At 61.8% G+C, this 15,170-nt stretch carries 14 protein-coding genes; 10 read left to right on the top strand and 4 right to left on the bottom strand.

Going from position 1 to position 15,170, the window contains the following annotated elements; translation table 11 throughout:
• The first annotated feature begins 10 nt into the window (after nt 1–10).
• The 6 genes from ABV589_RS12375 to fdhA all read left to right on the top strand — a co-directional run bounded on the left by ABV589_RS12375 (nt 11) and on the right by fdhA (nt 7,912).
• Nucleotides 11–1,261, top strand: a complete 1,251-nt coding sequence (locus tag ABV589_RS12375; RefSeq protein ID WP_003206307.1) for a sarcosine oxidase subunit beta — start codon at nt 11–13, stop codon at nt 1,259–1,261.
• A gap of 14 nt (nt 1,262–1,275) precedes the next feature.
• Nucleotides 1,276–1,605: a sarcosine oxidase subunit delta gene (locus tag ABV589_RS12370; protein ID WP_007962600.1), complete on the top strand. Its 330-nt coding sequence runs from the start codon at nt 1,276–1,278 to the stop codon at nt 1,603–1,605.
• The gene (locus tag ABV589_RS12365) at nt 1,602–4,619 is read left to right on the top strand and encodes a sarcosine oxidase subunit alpha (protein ID WP_367086004.1); all 3,018 of its coding nucleotides are present in this window, start codon (nt 1,602–1,604) and stop codon (nt 4,617–4,619) included. Before ABV589_RS12370 ends, ABV589_RS12365 begins: the two co-directional genes overlap by 4 nt.
• 180 nt (nt 4,620–4,799) lie before the next feature.
• The gene (gene soxG / locus ABV589_RS12360) at nt 4,800–5,432 is read left to right on the top strand and encodes a sarcosine oxidase subunit gamma family protein (protein ID WP_367086003.1); all 633 of its coding nucleotides are present in this window, start codon (nt 4,800–4,802) and stop codon (nt 5,430–5,432) included.
• Nucleotides 5,433–5,654: 222 nt separating this feature from the next.
• The gene (gene purU / locus ABV589_RS12355; RefSeq protein ID WP_007962596.1) at nt 5,655–6,512 is read left to right on the top strand and encodes a formyltetrahydrofolate deformylase; all 858 of its coding nucleotides are present in this window, start codon (nt 5,655–5,657) and stop codon (nt 6,510–6,512) included.
• 200 nt (nt 6,513–6,712) lie between these two features.
• Complete coding sequence (gene fdhA / locus ABV589_RS12350) at nt 6,713–7,912, top strand: formaldehyde dehydrogenase, glutathione-independent (RefSeq protein ID WP_027610665.1); 1,200 nt, start codon at nt 6,713–6,715, stop codon at nt 7,910–7,912.
• A 216-nt stretch (nt 7,913–8,128) separates the two neighbouring features.
• Here fdhA and ABV589_RS12345 read toward each other — a convergent pair whose 3' ends face one another.
• Nucleotides 8,129–8,803 (bottom strand): anti-sigma factor, encoded by a 675-nt coding sequence (locus ABV589_RS12345; protein ID WP_367086001.1) that lies wholly within the window; start codon nt 8,801–8,803, stop codon nt 8,129–8,131.
• Complete coding sequence (locus ABV589_RS12340) at nt 8,800–9,435, bottom strand: sigma-70 family RNA polymerase sigma factor (RefSeq protein ID WP_367085999.1); 636 nt, start codon at nt 9,433–9,435, stop codon at nt 8,800–8,802. The genes ABV589_RS12345 and ABV589_RS12340 overlap by 4 nt, the downstream gene beginning before the upstream one ends.
• 148 nt (nt 9,436–9,583) lie before the next feature.
• Between ABV589_RS12340 and ABV589_RS12335 the strand changes: the two genes are divergently transcribed.
• Complete coding sequence (locus tag ABV589_RS12335) at nt 9,584–10,141, top strand: DUF2780 domain-containing protein (protein ID WP_007962589.1); 558 nt, start codon at nt 9,584–9,586, stop codon at nt 10,139–10,141.
• Nucleotide 10,142: 1 nt separating this feature from the next.
• Here ABV589_RS12335 and ABV589_RS12330 read toward each other — a convergent pair whose 3' ends face one another.
• Complete coding sequence (locus ABV589_RS12330) at nt 10,143–11,030, bottom strand: acyltransferase (protein ID WP_007962588.1); 888 nt, start codon at nt 11,028–11,030, stop codon at nt 10,143–10,145.
• A 337-nt stretch (nt 11,031–11,367) separates the two neighbouring features.
• Here ABV589_RS12330 and ABV589_RS12325 point away from each other — a divergent pair, with 337 nt between their 5' ends.
• The 3 genes from ABV589_RS12325 to creC all read left to right on the top strand — a co-directional run bounded on the left by ABV589_RS12325 (nt 11,368) and on the right by creC (nt 14,038).
• Nucleotides 11,368–11,871, top strand: coding sequence for an ATP-dependent zinc protease (locus ABV589_RS12325; RefSeq protein ID WP_007962587.1), 504 nt, complete (start codon nt 11,368–11,370; stop codon nt 11,869–11,871).
• Nucleotides 11,872–11,939: 68 nt separating this feature from the next.
• The gene (creB, locus tag ABV589_RS12320) at nt 11,940–12,620 is read left to right on the top strand and encodes a two-component system response regulator CreB (RefSeq protein WP_367085997.1); all 681 of its coding nucleotides are present in this window, start codon (nt 11,940–11,942) and stop codon (nt 12,618–12,620) included.
• Nucleotides 12,620–14,038, top strand: coding sequence for a two-component system sensor histidine kinase CreC (gene creC / locus ABV589_RS12315; RefSeq protein WP_367085995.1), 1,419 nt, complete (start codon nt 12,620–12,622; stop codon nt 14,036–14,038). The genes creB and creC overlap by 1 nt, the downstream gene beginning before the upstream one ends.
• Nucleotides 14,039–14,059: 21 nt before the next feature.
• On the opposite strand, the gene ABV589_RS12310 is transcribed toward creC, so the two are convergent.
• Complete coding sequence (locus ABV589_RS12310) at nt 14,060–15,136, bottom strand: acyltransferase (RefSeq protein ID WP_367085994.1); 1,077 nt, start codon at nt 15,134–15,136, stop codon at nt 14,060–14,062.
• Nucleotides 15,137–15,170 lie beyond the last annotated feature (34 nt).

Raw genomic sequence — 15,170 nt, 5'->3', positions numbered from 1 at the left:
GTAAATGACTATGCAACGCTATTCGGGCTTCGGCCTCTTCAAACACTCCCTCAGCCACCACGAAAACTGGCAGCGCATGTGGCGCACGCCGACGCCGAAGAAGGTCTACGACGTGGTCATCGTCGGCGGTGGCGGGCACGGTCTGGCGACCGCCTACTATCTGGCGAAAGAGCACGGCATCACCAACGTCGCCGTGGTCGAGAAAGGCTGGCTGGGCGGCGGCAATACCGCGCGCAACACCACCATCGTTCGCTCGAACTACCTGTGGGACGAGTCGGCGCACCTGTACGAACACGCGATGAAACTGTGGGAAGGCCTGTCGCAGGACCTGAACTACAACGTGATGTTCTCCCAGCGCGGCGTCTACAACCTGTGCCACACCCTGCAGGACATCCGTGATTCCGAGCGTCGGGTCAGCGCCAACCGCCTCAACGGCGTCGACGGCGAACTGCTCAACGCCAAGCAAGTGGCCGACGAGATCCCGTACCTCGACTGCTCGAAAAACACTCGCTACCCGGTGATGGGCGCAACCGTGCAGCGTCGCGGCGGCGTTGCCCGTCACGATGCCGTGGCCTGGGGCTTTGCCCGTGCCGCCGACGCCTTGGGCGTGGACTTGATCCAGCAGACCGAAGTGATCGGTTTCCGCAAGGAAAACGGCGTGTGCATCGGCGTTGAAACCAACAAGGGTTTCATCGGCGCCAAGCGCGTCGGTGTGGTCACCGCCGGTAACTCCGGGCACATGGCCAAGCTCGCCGGTTTCCGTCTGCCGATCGAATCCCACCCGCTGCAAGCGCTGGTGTCCGAGCCGATCAAACCGATTATCGACAGCGTGATCATGTCCAACGCCGTGCACGGTTACATCAGCCAGTCCGACAAGGGCGACCTGGTGATCGGCGCCGGTATCGACGGCTACAACGGCTACGGCCAGCGCGGTTCGTACCCGGTGATCGAGCACACCATCCAGGCCATCGTCGAGATGTTCCCGGTGTTGTCGCGGGTGCGCATGAACCGCCAGTGGGGCGGCATCGTCGACACCACCCCGGACGCCTGCCCGATCATTTCGAAAACCCCGGTGCCGAACATGTTCTTCAACTGCGGTTGGGGCACTGGTGGCTTCAAGGCGACTCCTGGCTCGGGCAACGTGTTTGCCGCGAGTCTGGCCAAGGGTGAAATGCACCCATTGGCTGCACCTTTCTCCATCGACCGTTTCCACAACGGTGCGTTGATCGATGAACACGGCGCTGCTGCGGTTGCCCACTAACAGGAGAAATCCCCATGTTGCATATCTTCTGTCCTCACTGCGGCGAACTGCGCTCCGAAGAGGAATTCCACGCATCCGGTCAGGCGCACATTCCGCGTCCGCTGGATCCTGCCGCCTGCACCGATGAAGAGTGGGGCGACTACATGTTCTTCCGCGACAACCCGCGTGGTCTGCACCACGAACTGTGGGATCACGTCGCTGGTTGCCGCCAGTACTTCAACGTCACCCGCGACACCGTGACCTACGAGATTCTCGAAACCTACAAGATCGGCACCAAGCCGCAATTCACCGACAAGGCTGATACGGCGAAAACAGCCACGACGGCGCTGGGAGAGAAGGTATGAGCCAGACCAATCGCCTGTCCAACGGTGGACGGATCGACCGCAACAAAGTGCTGAGCTTCACCTTCAACGGTCAGAGCTACAAAGGCTTCGAGGGCGACTCGCTGGCCTCGGCACTGATCGCCAACGGCGTCGACATCATCGGTCGCAGCTTCAAGTATTCGCGTCCTCGCGGGATCTTCGCCGCCGGTGCCGAAGAGCCGAACGCCGTGCTGCAGATCGGTGCCACCGAAGCCACGCAGATTCCCAACGTGCGCGCCACGCAACAGGCGTTGTACCAAGGCCTGGTCGCGACCAGCACCAACGGTTGGCCGAGCGTCAATAACGACATGATGGGGATTCTCGGCAAGGTCGGCGGCAAGCTGATGCCGCCGGGTTTCTACTACAAAACCTTCATGTACCCGCAATCGTTCTGGATGACGTACGAGAAGTACATTCGCAAGGCTGCCGGTTTGGGCCGTTCGCCGACCGAAGTCGATCCGGACACCTACGACTACATGAACCAGCACTGCGACGTGCTGATCGTCGGCGCCGGCCCTGCCGGTCTCGCCGCTGCCCTGGCGGCTGCGCGCAGCGGTGCGCGGGTGATCCTCGCCGATGAGCAGGAAGAGTTCGGCGGCAGTCTGCTTGATTCCCGCGAAAGCCTCGATGGCAAACCGGCGATCGAGTGGGTGGCCAGCGTCATCGCTGAATTGAAAAACACCCCGGACGTGCTGCTGTTGCCGCGCGCCACGGTCAACGGTTACCACGACCACAACTTCCTGACCATTCACGAACGCCTCACCGATCACCTCGGTGACCGCGCGCCTATCGGTCAGGTGCGTCAGCGCATCCACCGGGTTCGCGCCAAGCGTGTGGTGCTGGCGACCGGCGCCCACGAGCGTCCGCTGGTCTACGGCAACAACGACGTGCCGGGCAACATGCTCGCCGGTGCGGTCTCGACTTACGTGCGCCGTTATGGCGTGGCACCGGGCAAGAAGCTGGTGCTGACCACCAACAACGATCACGCCTATCGCGTGGCGCTGGACTGGCTCGACGCCAGCCTGCAAGTGGTGGCCATCGCCGATGCACGGAGCAATCCGCGTGGCGCACTGGTGGAAGAAGCCCGCGCCAAAGGCATCCGCATCCTCACCGGCAGCGCTGTGATCGAGGCGCGTGGCAGCAAGCGCGTCACCGCTGCCCGCGTCGCTGCAATTGACGTCAAAGCGCACGCCGTGACCAGCCCGGGCGAATGGCTCGACTGCGACGTGATCGCCAGTTCCGGCGGTTACAGCCCTGTCGTGCACCTGGCTTCGCACCTCGGTGGCAAGCCGATCTGGCGCGAAGATATCCTCGGTTTCGTACCCGGCGAAGCACCGCAGAAGCGTGTGTGCGTCGGTGGCATCAACGGCGTCTACGGCCTCGGTGATTCGCTGGCCGATGGCTTCGAAGGTGGCGCACGCGCTGCCAGTGAAGCCGGCTTCGGAGTGGTCGAAGGCACGCTGCCCAAGGCCCTGAGCCGTCTCGAAGAAGCGACTTTGGCGCTGTTCCAGGTGCCGCATGAGAAGGGCACTGCGCGGGCGCCGAAGCAATTCGTCGACCTGCAGAACGACGTCACCGCCGCCGCCATCGAACTGGCGACCCGCGAAGGTTTCGAGTCGGTCGAACACGTCAAACGCTACACCGCGCTGGGCTTCGGCACCGATCAGGGCAAGCTCGGCAACGTCAACGGTCTGGCGATTGCCGCGCGTTCGCTGAACGTGACCATCCCGCAGATGGGCACCACGATGTTCCGCCCGAACTACACGCCGGTAACGTTCGGTGCAGTAGCCGGCCGTCACTGCGGGCACATCTTCGAGCCGGTGCGCTACACCGCGCTGCATCAATGGCACCTGAAAAACGGCGCCGAGTTTGAAGACGTCGGTCAGTGGAAACGTCCATGGTACTTCCCGAAAAACGGTGAAGACCTGCACGCCGCGGTCAAGCGTGAATGCAAAGCCGTGCGCGACAGCGTCGGTCTGCTCGACGCCTCGACCCTGGGCAAGATCGACATTCAAGGCCCGGATGCCCGCGAGTTCCTCAACCGCGTGTACACCAACGCCTGGACCAAGCTCGACGTGGGCAAGGCGCGTTACGGCCTGATGTGCAAAGAGGACGGCATGGTCTTCGACGACGGTGTGACGGCGTGCCTTGCTGACAACCATTTCGTCATGACCACCACCACTGGCGGCGCGGCTCGCGTGCTGCAATGGCTGGAGCTGTACCACCAGACCGAATGGCCAGAGATGAAGGTCTACTTCACCTCGGTCACCGACCACTGGGCGACCATGACCCTGTCCGGGCCGAACAGCCGCAAGCTGCTCAGCGCCGTGACCGACATCGATCTGAGCAACGAAGCCTTCCCGTTCATGACCTGGAAAGAAGGTCTGGTCGGCGGCGTGCCGGCGCGGGTGTTCCGTATCTCGTTCACCGGTGAGCTGTCGTACGAAGTCAACGTGCAGGCCGACTACGCGATGGGCGTGCTGGAGAAAATCGTCGAGGCCGGCAAGCAGTACAACCTGACGCCGTACGGCACTGAAACCATGCACGTCCTGCGGGCGGAGAAGGGTTTCATCATCGTCGGTCAGGACACCGACGGCTCGATGACCCCGGACGACCTGAACATGGGCTGGTGCGTCGGTCGCACCAAGCCGTTCTCGTGGATCGGCCAGCGCGGCATGAACCGTGAAGACTGCGTGAAGGATCAGCGCAAACAACTGGTGGGCCTGAAGCCGATCGATCCGAACGTGTGGCTGCCGGAAGGTGCGCAACTGGTGTTCAACACCAAGCAGGCGATCCCGATGACCATGGTCGGCCACGTGACCTCCAGCTACGCGCACAACTCCCTCGGTTATTCATTTGCCATGGGTGTGGTCAAGGGCGGTCTCAAGCGCATGGGCGAGCGGGTGTTTGCGCCGCTGGCCGATGGCAGCGTGATCGAGGCGGAGATTGTGTCTTCGGTGTTCTTCGATCCGAAGGGGGATCGGCAGAACATCTGACGGCTTCGAACCCTGTGGTGTGGCGGATATCGCCTTCGCGAGCAAACTCGCTCCTACAGGTTTCGGGTTGTTAATGGAATTTGTGTCAGGCATCAGTCCACTGTGGGAGCGAGCTTGCTCGCGAAGGCGGCAGTACAGCCACCACAAGGACCGGACCAACAGAATTGAGATAGGTGCTTTATGACCACAGCCAATGTGTACCAACAACGCCCGGCCACCGGGGCCCGTGCCGAGTCGTCGCTGCACCATGCCGACCTCGCCAGCCTGGCCGGCAAGGGTCGCAAGAACGCCGGTGTGTTCGTGCGAGAAAAGAAACTCCTCGGTCACCTGACCCTTCGTGGCGACGGCCATGACGCCGCGTTTGCCGCCGGGGTGCACAAGGCCCTGGGCATCGAGTTGCCGGGCGCTCTGAGCGTGATCGTCAAAGGCGAAACCAGCCTGCAATGGATGGGCCCGGACGAGTGGCTGCTGATCGTGCCAAGTGGTGAAGAATTCGCCGCCGAGCAGAAGCTGCGCGAAGCGCTGGGCGATCTGCACATCGCGATCGTCAACGTCAGCGGCGGCCAGCAAGTGCTCGAACTGAGCGGGCCGAACGTGCGTCAGGTGCTGATGAAATCCACAAGCTACGACGTGCACCCGAACAACTTCCCGGTGGGCAAAGCGGTGGGCACGGTGTTCGCCAAGTCGCAACTGATGATTCGCCACACCGCCGAAGACACCTGGGAACTGCTGATCCGCCGCAGCTTCTCGGATTACTGGTGGCTCTGGTTGCAGGATGCATCGGCCGAGTACGGCCTGAGTGTTCAGGCGTAACACTAAGTGGTTGCCGCGATTGCTTCTTGTGGCGAGGGAGCTTGCTCCCGCTCGGCTGCGGAGCAGTCGCAAAAAACCTGCGAGCGCATTCTTTCTGGAAGAGCGCGGTTGCTGATTTTGGGGTCGCTTCGCAACCCAGCGGGAGCAAGCTCCCTCGCCACAGAACTCACTCGCCACAGAGTTCACTCTGCTCACAGATGTTGAAACAGGAGTCACCGCACCATGAGCCGCGCCCCAGACACATGGATTCTGACCGCCGACTGCCCCAGCGTGCTCGGCACGGTGGACGCGGTGACGCGTTTTCTGTTCGAGCAGGGTTGCTACGTCACCGAGCACCACTCGTTCGATGACCGGCTCTCGGGCCGCTTCTTCATTCGCGTGGAATTCCGTCAGCCCGACGGCTTTGACGAGCAGTCCTTCCGCGCCGGCCTCGCCGAGCGTGGAGCGGCGTTCGGCATGGTCTTCGAGCTGACGGCGCCGAACTATCGGCCGAAAGTGGTGATCATGGTTTCCAAGGCCGATCACTGCCTCAACGATTTGCTTTACCGCCAACGCATCGGCCAGTTGTCGATGGATGTGGCGGCGGTGGTCTCCAACCATCCGGATCTCAAGCCGCTGGCCGACTGGCACCAGATTCCCTACTACCATTTCCCCCTCGACCCCAACGACAAGCCGGCGCAGGAGCGACAGGTGTGGCAGGTGATCGAAGCGTCCGGCGCCGAACTGGTGATCCTCGCCCGCTACATGCAGGTACTGTCACCGGAGCTGTGCCGCAAGCTCGATGGCAAGGCGATCAACATCCATCACTCGCTGCTGCCGGGGTTCAAGGGCGCCAAGCCCTATCACCAGGCCTACAACAAGGGCGTGAAACTGGTCGGCGCGACGGCGCATTACATCAACAACGACCTCGACGAAGGGCCGATCATCGCCCAAGGCGTCGAGGCGGTGGATCACAGTCATTACCCGGAGGATCTGATCGCCAAGGGGCGGGATATCGAAGGCCTGACCCTGGCCCGAGCCGTGGGTTATCACATCGAAAGAAGGGTGTTTTTGAACGCCAACAGAACCGTGGTTCTTTAGATCGCCATCGCTGGCAAGCCAGCTCCCACAGGGATTTGTGCTGTACACAATCTTTGAGTTCCACCCGAAACCTGTGGGAGCTGGCTTGCCAGCGATGAGGCCATAACAGGCAACACAACAATCAGCATCTGTACCCGAGCACTCAACGCGCTGCCTGCCTGGGCAACGCGGTTCCATAAAAACAACAGCGAGGTGAAAGCATGTCTGGCAATCGTGGTGTGGTGTATCTCGGCGCTGGCAAGGTCGAAGTACAGAAAATCGACTATCCGAAAATGCAGGACCCGCGCGGCAGGAAGATCGAGCACGGGGTGATTCTGCGTGTGGTGTCCACCAACATTTGTGGCTCCGACCAGCACATGGTGCGCGGCCGTACCACGGCGCAGACCGGTCTGGTGCTGGGCCATGAAATCACCGGCGAAGTGATCGAAAAGGGTTCCGACGTCGAGAACCTGAAAATCGGCGACCTGGTCTCCGTACCGTTCAACGTGGCTTGCGGGCGCTGCCGTTCCTGCAAGGAGCAACACACCGGTGTCTGCCTGACCGTCAACCCGGCCCGTGCCGGCGGGGCTTACGGTTACGTCGACATGGGTGACTGGACCGGCGGCCAGGCCGAATACGTGCTGGTGCCGTACGCCGACTTCAACCTGCTGAAACTGCCGGATCGCGACAAGGCCATGGAGAAAATCCGCGACCTGACCTGCCTCTCCGACATTCTGCCGACCGGCTATCACGGCGCCGTGACGGCGGGCGTTGGCCCGGGCAGCACCGTGTACATCGCCGGCGCCGGCCCGGTCGGTCTGGCCGCTGCAGCCTCGGCGCGTCTGCTGGGCGCAGCGGTGGTGATCATCGGCGACGTCAACACCATCCGCCTGGCGCACGCCAAGGCCCAGGGTTTTGAAGTGGTCGACCTGTCCAAGGACACGCCGCTGCACGAACAGATCGCCGCACTGCTGGGCGAGCCGGAAGTGGATTGCGCGGTGGACTGCGTGGGCTTCGAAGCGCGCGGCCACGGGCATGACGGGGTGAAAGCCGAAGCCCCGGCCACGGTGCTCAACTCGCTGATGGGCGTGGTGCGCGTGGCGGGCAAGATCGGTATTCCGGGCCTGTACGTGACCGAAGATCCGGGTGCCGTGGACGCCGCCGCAAAAATGGGCAGCCTGAGCATCCGCTTCGGTCTGGGCTGGGCCAAATCCCACAGCTTCCACACCGGCCAGACCCCGGTGATGAAGTACAACCGCCAGCTGATGCAGGCGATCATGTGGGATCGCATCAACATCGCCGAAGTGGTCGGCGTGCAAGTCATCAGCCTCGACCAGGCGCCTGAAGGGTATGGCGAGTTCGATGCGGGTGTGCCGAAGAAGTTTGTGATTGATCCGCATCGGTTGTTCAGTGCGGCGTAAGTTTCAGGCAATGCAAAACGGCGACCTCAAGGTCGCCGTTTTTTATGGGGATGAGCACTAAACCTGTGGCGAGGGGGCTTGCTCCCGCTCGGCGGCGAAGCCGTCGTAAAATCCACACATGCGGCGTCTCAGGAAAATTACCCACTCAAGATTTGGGTCGCTTCGCAGCCCAGCGGGAGCAAGCTCCCTCGCCACAAAAGGTTTGTGGTGCCAGAGTCAGAGAGCCGCTAACGCGCCTTGGTAAAGCACCGGCCCCGTCGGCTGCCCGGTCGGCGAGCCGCCCTTGGGTTCCAGACTCACCGCCAGCGCAATCGGCTGGCCGATCAAGGCTTTCTGCGCCGCGCTCAACTCGACCTTGCCTTTGCCTCCCGCAGGAATCACCCCCAGCGAAATCGGCTTGCCATCAGCCGGGATCGCCCACAATTCCAGACTGCGATCTGGCCCGACTGCCGCCAGCGTCAGCGGCTCGACCTGCAGATAATCCGCATGCGCTTCGACCTTCAGCGCCGGTTGCGCGTCGGCGCTCAGCAGAGTGGCGCGGTAGCGGGCGTCGTCGCGGTTGTACAGCGAGCCAAGAAATACCAGCACGGCGATGGAGCAGATCGCTGCGGTGAGTCGCAGCCAGTTCCAGAACGGTCGTTTGGGCGGTACATGCAGCTCTTGCGGATCGATGCGTGCAGTAATGGCTTGCCACACCCGATCCGGCACCGGTTGCTCCGGCAATGTATCGGTCAGGCTGGCGAGACTCTCCTGCCACTGTGCCAACTCGGTTCGCAGTGCTGCGTCATCCAGCAGCAATTGCTCAAAGCGCCGACGCGCCGCCGCCGACATCAATCCGATGGCGTAATCGGCAGCGAGGGCGCGGCGCAGGGCGGGGGTCTGGTAGTTCATGATTCGAGGCACCTGCGCAGACGTTCCATGCCGCGACGAATCCACGACTTCACCGAGCCCAGCGGCGCCGCCAGGTGTTCGGCGAGTTCCGCGCAGGACAGGCCCTGAAAGTAGGCGACAGTGATCGACTGGCGCTGCATGCCGTCGAGGGTGTCGAGGCAGCGGTGCAGCGCACTGGCTTCGCGGCTGCGGTTCAACAGGTCATGGGCCGAAGGACTTTCGTCCGGCAAGGTGTCTTGTTCGAACTCGGTCAGCGGCCGTTCGCGCTGTTTGCGCAACTGGTCGATGGCCTGATGGCGGGTAATGTTGATCATCCAGGTCAGCGGCGCCGACAAATGGGCTTCGTAACGCGAGGCGTTGTTCCAGATGCGCACGAAGCTTTCCTGCAGCACTTCTTCGGCCAGATCCGCCCGACCCATGAAGCGCAGAGCGACGCCGTGCAGGCGCGGGCCGACGCTGTGATAGAGGGTTTCGAAGGCGCCTCGGTCGCCCAGTGCGCACTGGGCCAACAGATGCCTGAGCTGATCGGTGTCGACGATGGAAATGACAGGCCTCCAAGCAATGCACGGGCGACGAAGGCGGGCCCCGGGTTGTTCACAGGCTAGTTCAGCGACAGCGCTTGTGCCATTCATCTCGGGTTATCCACGGTTTCACGTTTTATATACGTGGCTATGCTGAAAATGGATGCGCCAGCGAGGAACATGCTGGCTGAAACCCGGTCAAAACGGCAGTTTTGCCGCCCATTGACGGGCGGTCACCACAGCGCAAGAGGATGTCTGAATGAAGATTTCACGCGGTATTGCCTTGGCTTCACTGATGACCCTTGCAGCGAGCCCGGTGTTTGCCGGCTTCAGTCTGGACGATGTGACCAAAGCAGCTTCGAGCATGCAGGGTGGCAACGCAGCCACCGCCGCCGCGCCGACCTCGGAAACCGCCGGTTTGCTGCAAGCCGTCACCGGTCTCGGCGTGACGCCGCAGCAGGCGGTCGGTGGCACCAGCGCCATGCTTGGCCTGGCCAAGAACCAATTGAGCAGCACCGATTATTCGCAGCTGGCCAAAGAAGTGCCGGGCATCGACAAACTGTCGGGCGGCAGCGGCAACTTGGCGGCGTTGAGTGGTTTGCTGGGTTCGTCGGGCAAGTCGGCGGGGCTGGAAAACGCGCTGGGCAACGTCAAGAACACCAGCGACCTGAACAATGCCTTCGGTGCGTTGGGCATGGACAGCGGCATGGTCGGCCAGTTTGCCCCGGTGCTGCTCAAGTATCTGGGTGATCAGGGCGTCGGCGGCCCGATTTTGCAGAGCCTGGGCAGCATCTGGGGCGCCGGCACCGGTAGCTGATTCAGCTGCGCTCGCCGCGCAGTTCGCTGATGCGCTGATCCTTCTCGGTCCAGAGCTGGTTGACCCAGTTCTGGACCTGCTGGCGAAACAGCGGATCGTTCTCGTAATCGCCCTGCGCCAGTGCCGGGTCGAGTTCGCGGGTCTGGATGTCGACGATCACCCGCGGCACGCTGCCGCTGATCAGATCCCAGAACCCCGGAATTTTTTCCTGTGGATAAACCACGGTCACATCGAGCAGCGCATCGAGTTGTTCGCCCATTGCCGCCAGAACAAACGCCACACCGCCCGCCTTGGGTTTGAGCAGGTGCTTGAAGGGTGACTGCTGCTGCGCGCTTTTTGCGGCGGTGTAGCGGGTGCCTTCCAGATAATTCACCACTGTCACCGGCTGGCGTTTGAACAGCTCGCAGGCCTGTTTGGTGATTTCCAGATCCTTGCCCGCCAGCTCCGGGTGCTTGGCCAGGAACGCTTTGCTGTAGCGCTTCATGAACGGGTAATCCAGCGCCCACCACGCCAGACCGAGGAACGGCACCCAGATCAGTTCTTTCTTGAGGAAGAACTTGAAGAACGGCGTGCGCCGGTTGAGAGTCTGGATCAGCGCCGGAATGTCGACCCACGACTGGTGGTTGCTGATGACCAGATACGAAGTGTCACCGCGCAGGTCTGCGCCGCCGCGAATGTCCCATTGGGTGGGGATGCATAGCTGAAAGATCAGCTTGTCGATCTCGGCCCAGGTCTCGGCAATCCACATCACCGCCCACGAGGCGTAGTCGCGCCAGCGCCCCGGCGCAATCAGCTTGAGCAGGGCAAAGACCAGCAGCGGCCCGATCAGGATCAGGGTGTTGAGCAACAGCAGCAGGGTGACGAAACAGCCGGTGAGCAGGCGGCGCATAAGCAACTCTATGAAGGCGGATGGGCGCGCCATGATAAGTGGCTTCGGGCGGCAGGCCAAATCGGTGGTGACGAATGTTTCACTTTTGCTCCGTTATTCTTTGAATGATTACACAGCATCCTGTGGCGAGGGAGCTTGCTCCCGCTGGGGTGCGAAGCGGCTCCAAATCCATTCACCTCGGTGTGTCAGGCGAAACCTGCAGGGTGGTTCACGCCGATTGCGTCGTCGAGCGGGAGCAAGCTCCCTCGCCACAAAGGTCGGCGGCGAACCAACTATCGTGTTTTTTCGCGGTCTAGAATTCGGCGTTGAGCCCTCATTTTCCAAGGAAGCCCCTTACGTGAAATCCCTCCTTGCACTGTTTGCCCTCGTCGCCCTGCCGGTCATGGCCGCCGAGCCGACCCTGTACGGGCGTTATGAATACATCGCGCTGCCGGAAATCGGTGGTGAGGTGCTCAAGGCCAAGATGGACACCGGCGCGCTGACCGCCTCGCTGTCGGCCAAGGATATCGAGACCTTCACCCGCGACGGCGAGAACTGGGTACGTTTCCGCCTCGGCACCAAGGATGCCAGCAACAAGGTCTACGAACACAAGGTCGCGCGGATCAGCAAGATCAAGAGCCGCTCGGACGAAGAGGACGAAGGCGACAGCACTGAAGTCGCCAAGCGTCCGGTGGTCGATCTGGAACTGTGCCTGGGCAACGTCAAGCGCACCGTTGAGGTCAATCTGACCGACCGCAGCAACTTCAACTACCCGCTGCTGATCGGTGCCAAGGCCTTGCGCGAGTTTGGCGCAGCGGTGAACCCGGCGCGGCGTTTCACTGCCGACAAGCCGGACTGCTAAGTGGTCTCATTGACGTAAGGTCAGGCTTGGGGCACCGTTCGCGCTCTTAACCCATGGGCTCGGACGCCATGCCTCATATCCTGATTGTCGAAGACGAAGCGGCGATTGCCGACACGCTGATTTTTGCCCTGCAGGGCGAGGGGTTCGCGACCACGTGGCTGAGCCTCGGCGCGGCGGCGCTGGAGTTTCAACGGCAGACCCCGGCTGACTTGATCATTCTCGATATCGGCCTGCCGGACATCAGCGGTTTCGAAACCTGCAAACAGCTGCGGCGCTTCAGTGAAGTGCCAGTGCTGTTTCTCAGTGCCCGGGACGCCGAGATCGACCGGGTGGTGGGGCTGGAGATCGGTGCCGACGATTACGTGGTCAAGCCGTTCAGCCCACGGGAAGTTGCCGCGCGGGTGCGGGCGATTCTCAAACGCGTGGCGCCGCGACCTGTGGTTGAAGCCTCCTCGGCACTGTTTCGCATCGATGCCGAGCGTGTGCTGATCACCTACCGCGGCCAGCCATTGAGCCTGACCCGCCACGAATTCCGTCTGCTGCAATGCCTGCTCGAACAACCGCAGCGGGTGTTCAGCCGCGAGCAATCGCTCGATGCGCTGGGGGTGGCCGCGGACGCCGGTTACGAGCGTAGCATCGACAGCCACATCAAAAGCGTGCGTGCCAAACTGCGTCTGGTGCGCGCCGACGCCGAGCCGATTCAGACTCATCGCGGTCTCGGCTACAGCTACAGCCCGGGGCACAGCTGATGTCGTTGGGGCTGCGGATTTTTCTGGTGTATGTGCTGTTTGTCGGCCTGACCGGTTACTTCGTGCTCAACACGGTGATGGAAGAGATCCGCCCGGGCGTGCGCCAGTCCACCGAAGAAACCCTGGTCGACACCGCGAACCTGATGGCGGAGATCCTGCGTGATGATTTCAAGGCCGGGACGCTCAGCGAGAACCGCTGGCCCGAATTGCTGCGCGCCTACGGTGAGCGCCAGCCACAGGCGACCATTTGGGGCTTGCCGAAAAACCAGGTCAACCATCGCATCTACGTCACCGACGCCAAAGGCATTGTGGTACTGGATTCCAGCGGGGTGGCGGTCGGGCAGGATTACTCGCGCTGGAACGACGTATACCTGACCTTGCGCGGCGAATACGGTGCGCGCTCGACCCGCAGCGATCCGAATGATTCGGCGTCGTCGGTGATGCACATTGGCGCGCCGATCCGTGATAACGGCAAAATCATCGGCGTGGTCACCGTGGCCAAACCCAACAGTTCATTGCAGCCTTATGTCGACCGCACCGAGCGGCGCTTGCTGTTTTACGGCGCGGGGTTGATCGGCCTCGGCCTGCTGTTCGGCGCTTTGCTGTCGTGGTGGCTGAGCCGCGCGCTGCACCGTTTGACCGGGTATGCCCAAGCGGTGAGTGAAGGGCGCCGGGTCGAAGTGCCGCATTACCGTGGCGGTGAACTGGAGCAACTGGCGACGGCGGTGGAGCAGATGCGCACTCAACTGGAAGGTAAGGCCTACGTCGAGCGCTATGTGCACACCCTGACCCATGAACTGAAGAGTCCGCTGGCGGCGATTCGCGGTGCGGCGGAATTGCTGCAGGAGGAGATGCCAGCGATTCAGCGCCTGCGCTTTGTCGGCAACATCGACAGTGAAAGTGCGCGGATGCAGCAGTTGATCGAGCGGCTGTTGAATCTGGCGCAAGTCGAGCAGCGTCAGGGGCTTGAGGAACGCGTGGCGGTGCCGCTGGCGGCGCTGGTCGATGAATTGTTGCGCGCGCAGGCAGCGCGAATCGAAGGCCGGCGGCTCACGGTTGAGCAGACCATTGCGCCGGATCTGATGCTGATCGGCGAGCCGTTTCTGCTGCGTCAGGCGCTGGGCAATCTGCTGGAGAATGCGCTGGATTTCACCCCGGTCGACGGGTTGCTGCGCTTCAGTGCCGAACGCGTGGGGGAGCAGGTCGAGTTGCGCCTGTTCAACGAAGCCGCCCCGATTCCCGAGTACGCCTTGCCGCGTCTGTGCGAGCGGTTTTATTCGCTGCCGCGACCGGACAGTGGGCGCAAGAGCACCGGGCTGGGACTGAACTTTGTGGCAGAGGTAGCCAAGTTGCATGGTGGCCAACTGTCGATCAGCAACGTGTCGGGCGGTGTGCAAGCCGTTCTGAGCCTGCCCTGAAACCTTACGGACAGGCCGGGCTCAGGGTGGGGACGAGGCCGCTGCGGTGTGCTGAAGCTTCTTCCGATGGGCGAAATTCAACGCTGGTTGCTCCACCAGACGCCATGAAGCGATCGCCAGCATGATCACGATCAGCGCCGAGACGAGCATGGACGGCAGAAAGCTCAGGTGGGACTTGTTGATGACCAGTTGCTGGACCGGGAACGCATACAGATAGATTCCGTAAGAAATATCGAATCGGCCCCGGATACTTTTGTCGACGTAGAGCAGGCCCAGACTCAGGGTGACCAGCGCACAGCCCAGCGTCGCCAGCACTGTGGCCAATGGGGTGCCGACGCTGAGGCAGATCAATCCGGTCCCGGCCGCCAGAGCGATCGCCAGCACACGGGGATTGCTGAGGTGCTGTTTGTGAAAGGCAATCACGGAACCGGCAAAGAAGGCGATACCAGCACCGCAGTAAGTCGCCAGTTTTTGCGCCATGGCGCCGGACACTGCACTACTCAAGACATACGTTGCCACCGCAAACCCCATCAGCAGGATCCATGGCAACAGGGCTTTTCGGTACAGACCCAGAACCGCCGCCAGCAGCAAGTAAAAGCCGAATTCGATTTTCAGCGTCCAGAGACTGCCATTGAAGGATTCGTCGAAGATAAATCCATTGGTGATCTGTTCGATAGTGGCTCGACCGAAAACCGAGATTCGCAGGAAGTCGATCGTGGCGCTCGAGCTTGTGACATAGCCTTCGGCAAACAGTGCGCCGGCGATACAAGTCATCGCGAAGGCGCAGAGGATCAATGCTGGAAAGATGCGGGCAATGCGTTTGATCAGATAGTCGGTGAAGTTCGTGGCGTTGACGAAGCTGCGAGTGATCAGCAGGCCGGAGATCGCAAAGAACGCGATCACGGCGATACCGCCCAGTGAGTTGAAGCCTGCGATGCCTGGCTCTGGCAGACCCCACAGCGCAAAGTGATGGCTGATCAGCACCATGAGTGCCGCCAAGTGCCGGATCAAATCGAAAGAGTTGTTGCGCAACGTGTCCGTCCTTTCTATGAACATTGCCAAGGTGATGAGGAAAAAGCGTTTTACAGGTATTTCCACGCAAAGCCCACACAACCTCCATAACAAAACCACA

The organism is Pseudomonas sp. HOU2 (genome assembly GCF_040729435.1).
In the GTDB taxonomy this organism is placed as follows: Bacteria; Pseudomonadota; Gammaproteobacteria; order Pseudomonadales; family Pseudomonadaceae; genus Aquipseudomonas.
Note: the sequence above shows the minus strand (reverse complement) of the source record. Positions and strands in the feature narration are given on the sequence as shown.